This window comes from Mycobacterium stomatepiae (assembly GCF_010731715.1).
Taxonomy (GTDB): domain Bacteria; phylum Actinomycetota; class Actinomycetes; order Mycobacteriales; family Mycobacteriaceae; genus Mycobacterium; species Mycobacterium stomatepiae.
Genome location: NZ_AP022587.1, coordinates 345,593 through 362,080 on the forward strand (window position 1 = coordinate 345,593; position 16,488 = coordinate 362,080).

Here is a 16,488-nt window from a genome sequence, read left to right on the forward strand (position 1 = left end):
AGACGTCGACGCGCCAGACGACGAGGCCGAGCCGGAACCCGAGCACGAAGCCGAGCCCGACGGTCCCGGCCTGGCCGGTCGAATGGCCGCCGCGATGGGGCACGGCATCACGCGGCTGGGCAAGGGGGCGGTCGCACGACTCCCCGGCATGGGGGCCGCGCTGCTCCCGCGGCTCACGCGGCTGTCGGCCAGCATCGGCGGCGGAGTGCTGCTCTGCACCAGCTTCCCGTCGGTGAACTGGTGGTGGGCCGCCGTCGTCGCCACCGCACTGCTGGCATGGGTGCTCAAACATCCCGCCACGACCCTGGCAGGCGGATTCGGCTACGGATTCCTGTTCGGGCTCGCCTTCTATGTGCCACTGCTGCCGTGGATCAGCCTGCTGGTAGGCGACGTGCCCTGGCTGGTGTTGGCCACGATGTGCGCGCTGTTCCCCGGGCTTTTCGGCTTCTTCGCGATCGTGGTGCGCGGACTGCCCGGCTGGCCGCTCTGGTTCGCGGTGTTGTGGACGGCCCAAGAGTGGTTGAAGTCGATCGTCCCGTTCGGCGGCTTTCCCTGGGGCGCGGTGGCCTACGGCCAGGCCGAGGGCCCACTGCTGCCGCTGGTTCAGCTCGGCGGGGTGTCGCTGCTCTCGATGGGAGTGGTCCTGCTGGGTTTCAGCGTGACTGCGATCGCGCTGGAAATCGCCAAGTGGTGGCGAGCCGGCAGTCGCCCGCGCGCCGAGGCAGCTGACGGGGACGGCGGCGAGGACATGTCGGCGCGGCCACCCGCGGTGGTGCTACCCGGTGTCTGCTTCTGTCTGGTGTTGTTCGCCGCCGTCATCGTCTGGCCGCAGGTGCGCCACTCCGGTGCCGGATCGGGCGGCGAACCGACGGTCACCGTCGCCGCCGTGCAGGGCAACGTGCCCCGGCTCGGCCTCGGCTTCAACGAGCAGCGCCGAGCGGTGCTGGACAACCACGTCGACGAGACGTTGCGGCTGGCCGAGGACGTCCGCGCCGGGTCCGCCCCGCAACCGCAGTTCGTGATCTGGCCCGAGGATTCCTCCGACATCGATCCTTTCGTCAACGCCGACGCCGCCCAGCGGATCGCGGAGGCGGCCCATGCGATCAACGCGCCGATCCTGATCGGATCGGTGCTCGCGGTGCCGCGCCACGACCCGGGACCCGAGCAGTACACCAACACCGCCGTCGTCTGGAATCCGGTCACCGGCCCCGCCGACCGCCACGACAAGGAGATCGTGCAGCCGTTCGGCGAGTACCTGCCGATGCGGTGGCTTTTCGAGCATCTGTCGAGCCAGGCCGGCTTGGCCGGCAATTTCATCCCCGGAACAAGCACCGACGTGGTGCAGATCGCGGGTGTGCCCGTCGGCGTCGCCACCTGCTGGGAAGTGATCTTCGACCGGGCGCCGCGCAAGGCCGTGCTCAACGGCGCCCAGCTGCTGGCGGTGCCCGCCAACAACGCCACCTTCAACAAGCGGATGAGCGAGCAACAGCTGGCATTCGCCAAGGTACGGGCCGTCGAGCACGACCGATACGTCGTGGTCGCGGGTACCACCGGGATCAGCGCGGTGATCGCGCCCGACGGCGCCGAGCTGGTCCGCACGGACTTCTTCCAGCCCGCCTACCTCGACATCCAGGTGCGCCTCAAGACGAAGCTGACGCCGGCGACTCAATGGGCCCCGATTGTGCAGTGGGTCCTAGTTGCGGCGGCCGGAGCGGTCATTTTGGCCGGAATACGGCACAATGGGAGCTTCCCGCGTCCGATTCGCCTGCGGTTCAGGCCTCCGGCTGAATCGGCGGACACTGGGGCAGCCCCGGACGAACCCCGGTCCGACGAGGAAGCCCCGGCGACCATGCACGACGCTCCGCCGGACGCAGGCGGCGACTACACTCCGCTCCACCAAAAGAGCGACCGACAACCGCGTTATCTCGGGCGACACAGAGGAGATAAATGACCACCGGCGAGCAGGCGACCCGGGCCCCGGGCAATCGTCCCAGCCAGCGTGTCCTGGTTATCATCCCGACCTTCAACGAGCGGGAGAACCTGCCGCTTATCCATCGGCGCCTGACGGACGCCTGCCCCGACGTGCACGTGCTGATCGTCGATGACGGCAGCCCCGACGGCACTGGCGAACTCGCCGACGAGCTGGCCGCGTCCGACGATGGCCGTACCCACGTCATGCACCGCACGGCCAAGGACGGCCTGGGTGCGGCCTACCTCGCGGGTTTCGGCTGGGGCCTGAGTCGGGACTACGCGGTGCTCGTCGAGATGGACGCCGACGGCAGCCACGCGCCCGAACAGCTGCGCCGCCTGCTGGACGCCGTCGAATCCGGAGCCGATCTGGCCATCGGTTCACGCTACGTCGACGGGGGAGCGGTTCGAAATTGGCCCAAGCGGCGCTGGGCCCTGTCCTGGACCGCCAACACCTATGCGCGACTGGCGCTCGATATCGACATCCATGACATCACCGCCGGTTACCGGGCCTACCGCCGCGAGGTGCTCGAGGCGATCGATCTCGACGGTGTGGACTCCAAGGGCTATTGCTTCCAGATCGACCTGACCCGGCGCAGCCTCGACAACGGATTCATCGTCGTCGAGGTGCCAATCACCTTCGCCGAGCGCGAACTTGGCGTCTCGAAGATGAGCGGATCCAACATTCGCGAGGCGCTGGTGAAGGTCGCGAAATGGGGCATCGAGAGCCGCCGCAACGGCACCCGCGCCGCCCGCGCGACCAATCGCAGCTAGCTCGGAATTCCTTCGGTCAGCCGCGGCGCTTCGAGCGGATCAGCTCGAGGCGCTCCTTGAGCAGCTCTTCGAGTTCTTCGACGGTGCGGCGTTCCAGCAGCATGTCCCAGTGCGTGCGCGGCGGCTTGACCTTCTTCGGCTCGGGCAGGTCGCCCTCGATCAAGGTGCCTTCCATGCCGTTGCGGCACAGCCAGGTGCCGGGAATGTCGGCGTCGTCGGCGAACGGAACCTCGAACTCCTCGCCGTTCTCGGTGCGGTACTTCGCGAGCTGACGCGGCGCCAGGTCATGGTTGCGGTCGGTCTCGTAGCTCACGGCTCCGAGGCGACTGCCCCTCAGTACACGATCAGCCATGGCTGCTACTCCTTTTTGATTCTTCTGAGCTCTCGGCTCCGGTGACGCGATTCTATTCGCATAGCAAACGTCAAGACGTTGTGCGTAGTTCCCGAGTCGACACGCGGTGTACGCGACTCGACCGTCAATGATACCGGGATCGCGGAGTGTGGCCGACTAAAGTCGTCAAGCGTGAGTCGCCGTTCCCACCCACAACCATGCCGCTGGTGCGGTCGAGACGTGACCGAGGTCGGAATGGGTCGGCGCCGTCAATACTGTCGGCAGTCCTGCCGGCAGCGGGCCTACGAGCAGCGGGCTTCGATCAGCCGGGGTGAGGTCAGCGCGCTGCCGGTCGATGCCGTGGTGCTGTCGGCTGACGACGCATCTGACCTGTCGGATCGCGTCTACCAGGTCCGATGTGCCGCGGAGGATGTCGCCACGGCGTTGGACGAAGGCGCCCACGCGACCGAACTGCGCGAGCTCTGCGAGGTGCTGATCCGCGCGGCCCAGGCCGCCGACGGCTGGCGCCGAGCGGTCGTCTGAACGCGCTGACCACGACCGATGGCTCGCCGGGTACAGTCGCGCCATGGATGGCGTGCCAGGCGTATGGCGTGGTCAGGAGGCCGCGGCCGAATCGGGTGCGCCCACTTCCCGTTCGACATGGCGTTCCGCACGCCGAATCCGATCCTCCTTTAGCAGCCGGGAGCATCGGGCGTTTTGAAATCCTGTCGGAGTTGGCCATACTCACCAGCGACATTCTTTGGTCGGAATGCAGCACGACGTCGCTTTGTGCAGCAACTGCCGTGACTCGGCATCCGGTGGTTGGCATCCCATGTCTTGGGAGTGGCCAAATGTTAGGCAAGGGGTACTGAGGTGGATCAACTCCAGCATGCGACCGAGGCGCTCCGGAAAGCGCTGGTCCAGGTTGAACGCCTGAAGCGCACCAACCGTGCACTGCTGGAGCGTTCGAGCGAGCCGATCGCGATCGTCGGCATGTCCTGTCGCTTCCCGGGCGGGGTCGACACGCCCGAGAGCCTGTGGCAAATGGTGGCCGACGGCCGCGACGTCATCTCCGAATTTCCCACCGATCGCGGCTGGGATCTGGCCGGGTTGTACGATCCCGATCCCGACGCCCGTCATAAGACATACGCCCGCACCGGCGGTTTCGTCGACGATGTCGCCGACTTCGATCCCGCGTTCTTCGGCATCGCACCCACCGAGGCGCTTGCGATGGATCCCCAGCATCGGATGCTGCTGGAGCTGTCGTGGGAGGTATTGGAGCGCGGCGGGATCGACCCCACCGGGCTGCGCGGCAGCGCCACTGGCGTGTTCGCCGGCCTCATCGTGCAGGGCTACGGCATGCTCGCCGAGGAGATCGAGGGCTATCGGCTGACCGGTATGACCTCCAGCGTCGCCTCCGGGCGGGTGTCCTACGTGCTGGGCCTGGAAGGCCCGGCGGTATCGGTGGACACCGCGTGTTCGTCGTCGCTGGTGGCATTGCACATGGCGGTCCAGTCGCTGCGTTCCGGCGAATGCGACCTGGCCCTGGCCGGTGGCGCCACCGTCAATGCCACGCCCACCGTATTCATCGAGTTCAGCCGGCACCGGGGGCTCGCGCCCGACGGCCGCTGCAAGGCTTACGCCGGGGCCGCGGACGGGGTCGGCTGGTCCGAGGGTGGCGCCATGCTGGTTGTGGAGCGGCTCTCGGATGCGCGCCGGCTGGGTCATCCGGTGCTGGCGCTGGTGCGGGGTTCGGCGGTCAATCAGGATGGTGCCTCCAACGGGCTGACCGCGCCCAACGGCCCGTCGCAGCAACGGGTGGTGCGCGCGGCATTGGCCAATGCCGGGTTGTCGGCCGCCGAGGTCGACGTCGTCGAAGGCCACGGCACGGGCACCACATTGGGCGATCCCATTGAGGCGCAAGCGTTGTTGGCGACCTACGGCCAGGATCGCAGCGAGCCGCTGTGGCTGGGCTCGATCAAATCGAACATGGGCCACACGCAGGCCGGCGCCGGGGTGGCCGGTGTGATCAAGATGGTGCAGGCGATGCACCACGAGACGCTGCCGGCGACGTTGCACGTAGACCAACCCAGCCCGCACGTGGATTGGTCGGCGGGCGCGGTGTCGTTGTTGAGCGAGGCGCGGCCCTGGCCGGCGGCGGATCACGTTCGCCGCGCGGGGATCTCGTCGTTCGGGATCAGCGGCACCAACGCGCACGTGATCGTCGAATCAGCTCCCGCCGAGGAGCCGCGGGAGCCCGCCGCGACGCCCGCCGTGGTGCCGTGGGCGCTGTCGGCGAAATCGTTGCCGGCGTTGGCATCTCAGGCAAATCGGCTGGCCGCGCATGTGGCCGCCGACGACGCGCTCGACATCGCCGACGTCGCGTGGTCGTTGGCGGGCCGGGCGACCTTCGAACATCGGGCCGTCGTCGTCGGCGGCGACCGGGACCAGCTGCTGGCCGGGCTCGCGGAATTGGCCGGCGACGACCCCGCGAGTTCGATCATCCGGGGCACGGCGCTGCCCGCGGGCAAGCACGTCTTCGTGTTCCCTGGCCAAGGCTCGCAATGGGTGGGCATGGGCATCGAATTGCTCGATACCGCACCGATATTCGCCCAGCACATCGAGGCGTGCGGGCAGGCGTTCGCCGAGTTCGTCGACTGGTCACTGATCGACGTCCTGCGTGGCGCGCCCGGCGCACCGGGCATGGACCGCGTCGACGTCGTGCAGCCGGTGCTCTTCGCGGTGATGGTGTCGCTGGCCGAACTGTGGAAGTCGGTCGGAGTCAACCCGGACGCGGTGATCGGCCACTCGCAGGGCGAGATCGCGGCGGCATACGTCGCGGGTGCGCTGTCGCTGCGCGATGCCGCGCGGGTGGTGACGTTGCGCAGCAAACTGCTGCGCTCGCTGGCCCACTCCGGTGGCATGGTGTCGATCGCGTGCAGCACCGAGCGGGCGCGGGAACTGTTGGCGCCCTACGGTAATCGGATCAGTATCGCCGCTGTCAACGGCCCGTCCGCGGTCGTGGTGTCGGGCGAGCTCGACGCGCTCGAGGAGCTCATCGGCTTCTGCGCGGACCTGGATCTGCGCACCCGCCGCATCGATGTCGACTATGCGTCGCATTCGATTGAGGTCGAGGCGATTCGCGACGAGTTGACCGCGGCGCTGGCCGGCATCGAACCGCGTATTTCGCGGGTCGCCTTCTTCTCCACGGTGTCCGGAAGCCGGTTGGATACAGCAGGTTTGGATGCCGCGTACTGGTATCGAAACATCCGGCAGACCGTGCAATTCGACCAGGCGGTGCGCACCGCGTGCGAGCATGGGTACCGGACGTTCATCGAATCCAGCCCGCATCCCGCGTTGATCGCGGGCATCGAAGCGACCTTCAACGACTCGGGCGCCGGCGGCGACGCCGAGGCCATCGTCATTCCCACCCTCGGCCGCGATGACGGCGGACTGCGGCGGTTCCTGCTGTCCGCCGCGGTGGCTTACACCGCCGGCGTGCACGTGAATTGGCGCGGGGTGTTGGGCGGCGCCGGCTTTGTCGAGCTGCCCACGTATGCCTTTGACCGGCGCCGGTTTTGGCTGTCCGGCGAGGGCATCGGGACCGACGTCGCGGGCTTGGGGCTGGGCGCCAGTGAGCATGCGTTGCTCAGCGCGGTCGTCGAGCTGCCCGCCTCGGGCGGGGTGGTGCTGACCGGCCGCCTGTCGCCAAGCCAGCAGGGTTGGCTGGCCGATCACGCCGTGTCCGGCACGGTCGTGTTCCCGGGTGCGGGCTTCGTGGAGCTGGCCATCCGCGCCGGAGACGAAGTCGGATGTTCGACGGTCGACGAGCTGACGCTGCAGGCCCCGCTGATGTTGCCGGTCGCCGATTCCGGATTCGGTTCGGTGGCACTGCAAGTCGTGGTGGGCGCGGCCGACGACTCGGGTCAGCGCAGTGTCGCGATCTTCTCGCGCGTCGACGCCGACTCGGCGTGGGTGTGCCATGCCGAGGGGGCGTTGAGCTCCGCCCCGGTCGAGCCGAGCGCCGATCTCTCGGTGTGGCCACCGGCGGGTGCGGTCGCCGTGAGCGCGGCCGACGGCTATGAGCGGCTGGCGGCTCACGGGTACGGCTACGGCCCGGCGTTCCAGGGATTGACCGCCGCCTGGATCCGCGGCGACGAGGTGTTCGCCGAGGTGCGGCTTCCGGACGCGGCCGGAGGCGTCACCGGATTCGGGGTGCACCCCGCATTGCTCGATGCGGCAATGCATTCCATGGTCATGGCGCGGGCGGCCGACGAGTCGGCTACCGACGTGGTGTTGCCCTTTGCCTGGCAAGGCATTTCGTTGCACGCTGCCGGGGCGTCGGCGGTCCGCGCGCGCATCGCGCCGGCCGGTCCTCCCCCGCAAGCGGGAGGTACCCCCACCGGGGTCTCGATCGAGCTGGCCGACGGGCTGGGCTTGCCGGTGCTCTCGGTCGCGACGATGGTCGCCCGCCCGGTCAACGAGCAGCAACTGCGCGCCGCGCTCTCGAGCTCGGGCCCGGACCGGTTGTTCGAGGTGGTGTGGTCACCGGTGCCGGAGGTCGCCGCCACCAGCCCGGCATCATCGCACCAGCTGTTTGAATCCGTTGCAGGCGAAGATGATCCGGTCGCGGCTACCTATCAGCGCACCCACCAGGCGCTGGCGGCCGTGCAGTCGTGGTTGACCGAGCGCGACTCGGGAGTCCTGGTCGTGGCCACCCGCGGCGCGATGGGGTTGCCGGGGGAGGAAGTCACCGATCTGGCGGGTGCCGCGGTGTGGGGTCTGGTGCGATCGGCGCAGACCGAGCATCCCGGCCGGATCGTGCTGGTGGATTCCGATGCGCCTCTTGACGATGAAGCGACCGCCGCCGTCGTGGCGGCCGGCGAGCCGCAGGTGCTGCTGCGCGGCGAAACCCGCTACCGCGCCAGGGTCACCGGCAGCCGCGCGGTCGACGGGATCTTGGTACCGCCCGCCGATGGGCCCTGGCGGCTGGGCATCAGCAGCGCGGGCACCTTCGAAAATCTCTGCCTGGAGCCGGTTCCCAATGCGGGCGCGCCGCTGCAGCCGGGCCAGGTTCGCGTCGCCCTGCGCGCGATCGCCACCAACTTCCGCGACGTCATGATCACGCTGGGCATGTTCACCCACGATGCGCTGCTCGGCGGCGAGGGCGCGGGCGTGGTGGTCGAGGTCGGGCCGGGTGTCACCGAGTTCGCGGTCGGCGACTCGGTGTACGGATTCTTCCCCGACGGTAGCGGCACGCTGGTTCCCGGCGATATCCGGCTGTTGCAGCCGAAGCCCGTCGACTGGTCCTACGCCGAAGCCGCCGCCATCTCCGCGGTGTTCATCACCGCCTACATGGCGTTCATCCATCTGGCCGACGTCAAGCCGGGCCAGCGGGTGTTGGTGCATGCCGCCGCCGGTGGTGTGGGCATGGCCGCCGTGCAGCTGGGCCGCCATCTCGGTCTCGAGGTATTCGGGACCGCCAGCCGTGGCAAGTGGGACACGTTGCGCGCCATGGGCTTTGACGACGACCACATCGGCGACTCGCGCACCTTGGAATTCGAGGAAAAGTTCCGCGCGGTCACCGGCGGCCGCGGCATGGACGTGGTGCTGGATTCACTGGCCGGCGAATTCGTCGACGCTTCGCTGCGCCTGGTGGCCCCGGGCGGCATGTTCTTGGAGATGGGCAAGACCGACATCCGCGACCCCGGCGTGATCGCCCGGGAGTACCCGGGGGTCCGCTACCGCGCGTTCGACCTGTTCGAGCCGGGCCGTCCGCGGATGCACGAGTGGATGCTGGAGCTCGCCGAACTGTTCGACAGCGGTGTGCTGCGGCCCTTGCCGGTGACGACTTTCGATGTGCGACGGGCCCGTACCGCGTTGCGGTACCTGAGCCAGGCCCGCCACATCGGCAAGGTCGTCATGACAGTTCCTTCTGTGCCAGCGGGCCCAGCGGCGGCCGGAACCGTGATGATCACCGGTGGCACCGGGATGGCGGGTTCGACGCTGGCGCGCCACCTGGTGGCACACCACGGTGTGCAGAACCTGCTGCTGCTGAGCCGCAGCGGGCCGGACGCTGCCGGATCCGCCGAGCTGGTCGCCGAATTGGAGGCGGCCGGGGCCCGGGTGACGGTGGCGGCCTGCGACGCGGCCGACCGGTCCGCCCTGGCCGCGGTGATCGCCGACATCCCGGCCGAGCACCCGCTCTCCGGGGTCATCCACGCCGCGGGTGTGCTCGACGACGCCGTGGTCACATCGCTGACACCCGAGCGGATGGACGCGGTGTTGCGGGCCAAGGTGGACGCAGCATGGAACCTGCACGAGCTGACCCGCGACCTGGATGTGTCCGCGTTCGTGATGTTTTCGTCGATGGCCGGCCTGGTCGGTTCCTCGGGGCAAGCCAACTACGCGGCCGGCAACACGTTCCTCGACGGGCTGGCCGCACACCGGCGGGCACACGGGCTGCCGGCGATCTCGCTGGGGTGGGGGCTGTGGGATCAGGCCAGCGCCATGACCGGCGGGCTCGACGCCGCCGACCGGGCCCGGCTGGGCCGCGACGGAATCCTGGCGTTGTCGTCGGACGAGGCGATGGAATTGTTCGACACCGCGTTGATTCTCGACGAGCCGTTCGTCGCGCCGGCCCGCATCGACTTGGCCGCGCTGCGCACGCATGCCTCCGCGGTGCCGCCGATGTTCACCGACCTGCTCAACGCGCCGGCTCGCCGTCAGGTCGACGAGTCGCTGGCCGCCGCGAAATCGAAATCCGCTCTGGCGCATCGGCTGCACGGGCTCTCCGAGCCCGAACAGCACGCCGTGCTACTGGACCTGGTCCGTTCGCACATCGCGACCGTGTTGGGCAATACGACCGTCGAGGCGATCGATCCGGACAAGGCGTTCCAGGATCTGGGCTTCGACTCGCTGACCGCGGTCGAAATGCGCAACCGGCTGAAAACCGCGACCGGACTGGCGCTTTCGCCGACGCTGATCTTCGACTACCCGACGCCGAACGGGCTGGCCGGCTATATCCGCAAGGAACTCGCCGGGGTCCCGCAGGAAATCGCGCCTACCCCGGTCGCGGCGGTTACCGGCGACGACCCGATCGTGATCGTCGGTATGTCCTGCCGCTACCCAGGCGGGGTGAGGTCTCCCGAGGACCTGTGGGAGATGCTGACCGAGGGCCGTGACGTGCTCACCGAGTTCCCGAGTGACCGCGGCTGGGACCTGGCCGGGGTGTACAACCCGGACCCCGACGTTCCGGGAACGTGCTACACCCGCACCGGCGGCTTCGTGGACGACGTCGCGGACTTCGATGCCGCCTTCTTCGGCATCGCGCCGAGCGAGGCACTGGCTATGGACCCGCAACAGCGGATGTTCCTGGAGCTGTCGTGGGAAGCCTTGGAAAGGGCGGGGATTGAGCCCGGCGCGCTGCGCGGCAGCGCCACCGGCATGTTCGCCGGAATCTACACCCAGGGGTACGGCATCGGCGCCGCACCGATCGCGGAGGGTTTCCGGTTGACCGGCCAATCCTCGAGCGTGGCGTCGGGCCGGGTGTCGTATGTGCTGGGGCTGGAGGGCCCGGCGGTGTCGGTGGACACCGCGTGCTCGTCGTCGTTGGTCGCGCTGCACATGGCCGCGCAATCGCTGCGTTCGGGCGAGTGTGATCTGGCGCTGGCCGGCGGTGTCACGGTCAACGCCACGCCCGACATCTTCGTGGAGTTCAGCCGGATGCGCGGGTTGTCGGTGGACGGTCGGTGCAAGGCCTACGCCGGAGCCGCCGACGGTACCGGATTCTCCGAAGGCTGCGGCATGCTCGTCGTCGAACGGCTTTCGGATGCGCGTCGGCTCGGTCATCCGGTGCTCGCGGTGGTCCGCGGATCGGCGATCAATCAGGATGGCGCTTCCAACGGGTTGACCGCCCCCAACGGCCCATCGCAGCAGCGGGTGGTGCGCGCGGCGCTGGCCAACGCCGGGTTGTCCACGGCCGAGGTCGACGTGGTCGAAGGCCACGGCACCGGAACCACATTGGGCGATCCGATTGAGGCCCAGGCTTTGTTGGCGACCTACGGGCAACACCGCGCCGAGCCGCTGCTGCTGGGATCGATCAAGTCGAACATGGGTCACACCCAGGCCGCCGCCGGTGTGGCCGGGGTGATCAAGATGGTGCTCGCGATGCGCCACCAGCTGCTGCCGGCGACATTGCACGTGGATCAGCCGAGCCCGCACGTGGATTGGACGGCGGGCGCGGTGTCGTTGCTCACCGAGGCGCGGCCCTGGCCGGCCGATCACCCCCGGCGCGCGGGGGTTTCGTCGTTCGGCATCAGCGGCACCAACGCCCACGTCATCATCGAGGCTGTCCCGTTTGAGGCCGCGCCGAATCCAGACCAGGCCGTCGATCACCCCACGACGCCGGTACTACCGTGGGTGGTATCGGCAAAGTCCTTGTCGGCGTTGGTCTCTCATGCGTCCCGACTGGCCGTGCACCTGCGTGCCGCCGGCGAGCTGGACGTCGCCGATGTGGCATGGTCCCTGGCCGGCCGGTCTGCCTTCGAGCATCGCGCCGTCATTGCCGGCACCGACCGCTCCCAGTTGTTGGCCGGCCTCGACGAATTGGCCACCGGCGAGGCCACCACGGTGATCAGCGGGAGCGCAATAGCAGGCAAGACCGTCTTCGTCTTCCCGGGCCAAGGCTCCCAAATTCTCGGCATGGGGCGGGGATTGCACGCCGGGTATCCGGTATTCGCCGCGGCGTTCGATGCCGTGGTGGCGGAGCTGGACCGGCATCTGCTGCGTCCCTTGCGCGACGTCATCTGGGGCGACGACGAAGACCTGTTGAACACCACCGAATTCGCCCAGCCGGCGTTGTTCGCCGTGGAAGTCGCGCTGTTCCGGCTATTCGAATCCTGGGATGTGCGACCCGACTTCGTGATGGGCCACTCGATCGGCGAGTTGGCGGCCGCACACGTCGCCGGCGTCCTGTCTCTCGAGAACGCCGCGGTGCTGGTGGCCGCCCGGGGCCGCTTCATGCAGGCGCTGCCGGCGGGCGGGGCGATGGTCGCGGTGCAGGCCACCGAAGATGAGGTGCGGCCGCTGCTGGTCCCCTCGGAATACGCCGGCGTCGGAATCGCGGCGGTCAACGCACCTGGCTCGCTGGTGATTTCGGGCGAAAAAGACAGGGTCGACGCGATCGCCGAGCGGCTTCATGCCGAGGGCCGCCGCGTGCACCGGCTGGCCGTCTCCCATGCGTTCCACTCCCCGTTGATGGAACCGATGATCGACGAATTCGGCACGGTTGCGGCCGGACTCGCGATCGGCAAGCCCACCATCCCGATTGTGTCGAACGTGACCGGGCAGCTCGCCGGCGACGACTACGCCACCGTGGCCTACTGGAAGCGGCACGTGCGCGAGGCAGTACGCTTCGCCGACAGTGTGCGCTTCGCTCACGCCGCCGGCGCGACCCGCTTCCTCGAAGTCGGGCCCGCCAGCGGACTGACGGCGTCGATCGAGGAATCGCTCCCCGACGCACCGATCGTCACGTTGTCCGTGCTGCGCAAGGATCGCCCGGAGCCGGAAACTCTGACCGCCGCGATCGCGCAGGGATATGCCGTCGGGATGGGCGTGGACTGGCGCGCGGTGATCGGCCGGGCCGATTTCGTCGAGTTGCCCACCTATACCTTTGAGCGACGGCGCTTTTGGCTCGCCGGTAACGGTGCCGCGGCCGACGCGGCCGGCCTGGGCCTGGCGGCCAGCGAACATCCGTTGGTGGGTGCGGTGGTCGAGCTGCCGGCGTCGGGCGGCGTGGTGCTGACGGGCCGGTTATCGCCTGGAGTGCAGAGCTGGCTGAACGATCACGCCGTGGGTGGTGTCGTGCTGTTCCCCGGAGCGGGATTCGTCGAGTTGGCGATCCGCGCCGGCGACGAGGTGAACTGCGGGGTCGTCGAGGAGCTGAATCTTGCGGCGCCCCTGGTGTTGCCGCCCGGTGGGTCGGTTGCGGTCCAGGTGGTGGTCGGCGGCGCTGACGAATCCGGCGCCCGGACGGTGTCGGTGTTCTCCCGGGCCGAGGCGGGATCCGGCTGGTCGTTGCACGCCGAGGGCGTGCTGCGCACGGGGTCGGCCGAACCGAGCGCGGACCTGTCGGCATGGCCGCCGATCGGTGCGGTTCCGGTCGACGTCGGCGACGGCTACGAGCGGCTGGCCGAGCGTGGCTACGGCTACGGGGCCGCGTTCCGCGGTCTGACCTCGATGTGGCGGCGCGGCGAGGAACTGTTCGCCGAGGTGACGTTGCCGGCCGATGCCGGGATGTCCGTCGCCGGTTTCGGTGTGCACCCGGCGATGCTCGACGCCGCGTTGCACGCGGTGATCCTGGCTTCGGAGGACGAGATCGCCGAAGGTTCGATGATGGTGCCGTTCTCCTGGCAGCAGGTGTCCCTGCATGCCGGGGGCGCGGCGGCGGTGCGGGCACGGATCGTACCGGTGGGCGATCAGGCGGTCTCGATCGAACTCGCGGATGGCCTTGGACTGCCCGTGCTTTCGGTGGCGTCCATGGTGGCCCGGCCGGTGACCGACCAGCAGTTGCTGGCCGCGGTGTCGAAGTCCGGCCCGGATCGCCTCTTCGAAGTCGACTGGATCGTGCAGCCGTCGTCCTCGGTGCAGGCCGTATCGGTGTCGGCCTGGGGCGCAACGGAACCCGAGGTTGTCGAGGGGCAACGGTCGGCCGTGGTGTTCGAGTCGGCGCCGGTCGCCGATGACATCCTGGCCGGGGTGTACGGCGCCACCCGCGCGGTGCTGCCGGTGCTGCAATCATGGCTGGCCCGCGAGGGGAACGGGACGCTGGTGGTGGCGACCCGGGGTGCGATGCCGTTGCCGGGGGAGAGCATCGCCGATCTGGCGGGCGCCGCCGTGTGGGGTCTGGTGCGTTCGGCGCAGACCGAGCATCCCGGGCGGATCGTGCTGGTCGATAGCGACGGACCACTCGACGACGAGGCGGTGGCCGCGGTCCTGGCCGCCGGTGAGCCGCAGGTGTTGTTGCGTGGCGCAAAGGTTTACATCGCGCGCGTCCACGGCAGCCGCGCCGCCAGCAGTCTGCTGGTGCCCCCGGGCGACGGCCCGTGGCGGCTGGGTATGAGCAGCCGCGGCACCTTCGAGAACCTGCGACTGGAACGGATCCCGGACGCCGACGCCCCGCTGGGGCCCGGGCAGGTTCGGGTTGCGCTGTCCGCCATCGCCGCCAACTTCCGCGACGTGATGATCGCGCTCGGTCTCTACCCCGACCCGGACGCCGTCATGGGTATCGAGGCATCCGGCGTCGTTGTCGAGACTTCTTCGCCGGATGACCGTTTCGCGATCGGCGACCGCGTCATGGGCCTGTTCCCCGACGGAACCGGGACGATCGCCGTCACCGACCAGCGGCTGCTGGCCAGGGTGCCGGCCGGATGGTCGCACACCGCTGCCGCGACCACCACGGTGGTCTTCGCCACCGCCTACTACGCGCTGACCGATCTGGCCGCGGCCAAACCCGGCCAGCGGGTGTTGGTGCACGCGGCGGCCGGCGGCGTCGGAATGGCCGCGGTGCAGCTGGCCCGGCACCTGGGCCTGGAGGTCTTCGCGACTGCCAGCCGTGGTAAGTGGGACACGTTGCGGGCCATGGGCTTTGACGACGACCACATTTCCGACTCGCGCAGCCTCGAATTCGAGGACAAGTTCCGCGCGGTCACCGCGAGGAACGGCATGGCCGGGATGGACATCGTGCTGGACTCGCTGGCCGGCGACTTCGTCGACGCGTCCCTGCGGCTGGTGGCCCCCGGAGGGATCTTGCTGGAGATGGGTAAGACCGACATCCGGGAGCCCGGCGAGGTCGCGCAGGAACATCCAGGTGTGCGATACCGCGCCTTCGACCTGTTCGAGGCGGGACCCGAGCGCATTCAGCAGATGCTCGATGAGCTCGCCACGCTGTTCGGCGACGACGTGCTACGCCCGTTGCCGGTGACCAGGTTTGACGTGCGGCGCGCTCCGGCGGCGTTGCGGTACTTGAGTCAGGCCCGCCACGTCGGCAAGGTCGTGATGGGCATGCCCGACGGATGGCTGGCCGGCACCGTGCTGATCACGGGCGGGACCGGGATGGCCGGCTCGGCGCTGGCCCGTCATGTGGTGTCTCGGCATGGGGCACGCAATGTTGTGTTGGTGAGCCGGCGTGGCCTGGATGCTCCCGGGGCCGCGGAGTTGATGACCGAGCTCAGCGCGACCGGCGCCCAGGTGCAAGTGGTGGCCTGCGATGTGGCCGATCGCGAGGCGCTGGCCAAGGTGATCGCCGATATCCCGGTGCAGCGACCGCTGTCCGGCGTGATTCACGCGGCCGGGATGCTTGACGATGCCGTCATTTCCTCGTTTACCCCGGAGCGGGTGGATGCGGTGTTGCGGGCCAAGGTCGATGGCGCCTGGAACCTGCACGAGTTGACCCGCGATCTGGATGTGTCTGCGTTCGTTCTGTTTTCGTCGATGGCCGGGCTGGCGGGAGCGTCGGGTCAGGCCAACTACGCGGCCGCCAACTCGTTCCTGGACGGGTTGGCCGTGCACCGGCGCAGGGACGGGCTGCCGGCGATGTCGCTGGGCTGGGGCTTGTGGGATCAGACCAGTGCGATGACGGGGGCGCTGGGCGCCGCCGATCGTGCCCGGTTCGGCCGGGACGGCATCGTTGCGATGTCGTCGGATCAGGCACTGGAACTGATGGACACCGCCCTGATTGTCGACGAGCCGTTCCTGTTGCCCGCCCATATCGACCTCGCGGCGCTGCGGGTGAAGTTCGACGGGGGAACGTTGCCGCCCATGTTCGTTGATCTGATCAACGCGCCGACCCGGCGCCAGGTCGACGATTCGCTGGCCGCGGCCAAGTCGAAATCAGCTCTGCTGCAACGCCTTGAGGGGCTGCCCGAAGACGAGCAGTACGCCGTGCTGCTGGATCTGGTGCGCTCCAACATCGCCACGGTGCTGGGCAACTCCAGCCCCGAGTCGATCGATCCGGACAGGGCGTTCCAAGAGCTCGGCTTTGACTCGCTCACCGCCGTCGAGATGCGTAATCGGTTGAAGTCCGCCACCGGCCTGGCACTTTCGCCGACGCTGATCTTCGACTACCCGAACTGCGCCGCGCTGGCCGGCTACATGCACGCCGAACTCGTCGGGACGCCGGAGGAAAGCGCTCCCGCCGCCGCGCCCGGGGAGGCCGACATTCAGCGTGTGGTGGGGTCGATTCCGGTGAAGCGGCTGCGGCAGGCCGGCGTGCTGGAGTTGTTGCTCGCCCTGGCGGCCGAGGACGGTACCGCGCAGGCGGCACCCGCGGCGGAGAGCACCGAAAAGGACATCGCGGACATGGACCTCGAGGCCCTGGTCAATGCCGCGTTGATGGACGACGACGAATAGCCATG

Annotated in this window: 3 protein-coding genes and 1 pseudogene; 3 read left to right on the forward strand and 1 reads right to left on the reverse strand. The window is 68.9% G+C overall.

All coding sequences use genetic code 11. From position 1 onward, the window contains the following. Window positions 1-94: 94 nt before the first annotated feature. Window positions 95-2,742, forward strand: a pseudogene (gene lnt, locus G6N54_RS01730) (apolipoprotein N-acyltransferase). Between the two features lie 16 nt (window positions 2,743-2,758). On the opposite strand, the gene G6N54_RS01740 reads toward lnt, so the two are convergent. Further along, entirely contained in the window at window positions 2,759-3,094 is a 336-nt protein-coding gene (locus G6N54_RS01740; RefSeq protein ID WP_036469641.1) for an RNA polymerase-binding protein RbpA, read from the reverse strand. 171 nt (window positions 3,095-3,265) lie between these two features. On the opposite strand from G6N54_RS01740, the gene G6N54_RS29645 reads away from it, so the two are divergent. Continuing rightward, the gene (locus tag G6N54_RS29645) at window positions 3,266-3,616 is read left to right on the forward strand and encodes a hypothetical protein (protein ID WP_179969147.1); all 351 of its coding nucleotides are present in this window, start codon (window positions 3,266-3,268) and stop codon (window positions 3,614-3,616) included. Between the two features lie 330 nt (window positions 3,617-3,946). Continuing rightward, window positions 3,947-16,483, forward strand: coding sequence for a type I polyketide synthase (locus G6N54_RS01750; protein ID WP_163788329.1), 12,537 nt, complete (start codon window positions 3,947-3,949; stop codon window positions 16,481-16,483). Window positions 16,484-16,488: the final 5 nt, after the last annotated feature.

Coding starts and splice junctions, on each gene's coding strand:
- G6N54_RS01740 (WP_036469641.1), bottom strand. CDS start 3,094: ATGGCTGATCGTGTACTGAGGGGCAGTCGCCTCGGAGCCGTGAGCTAC.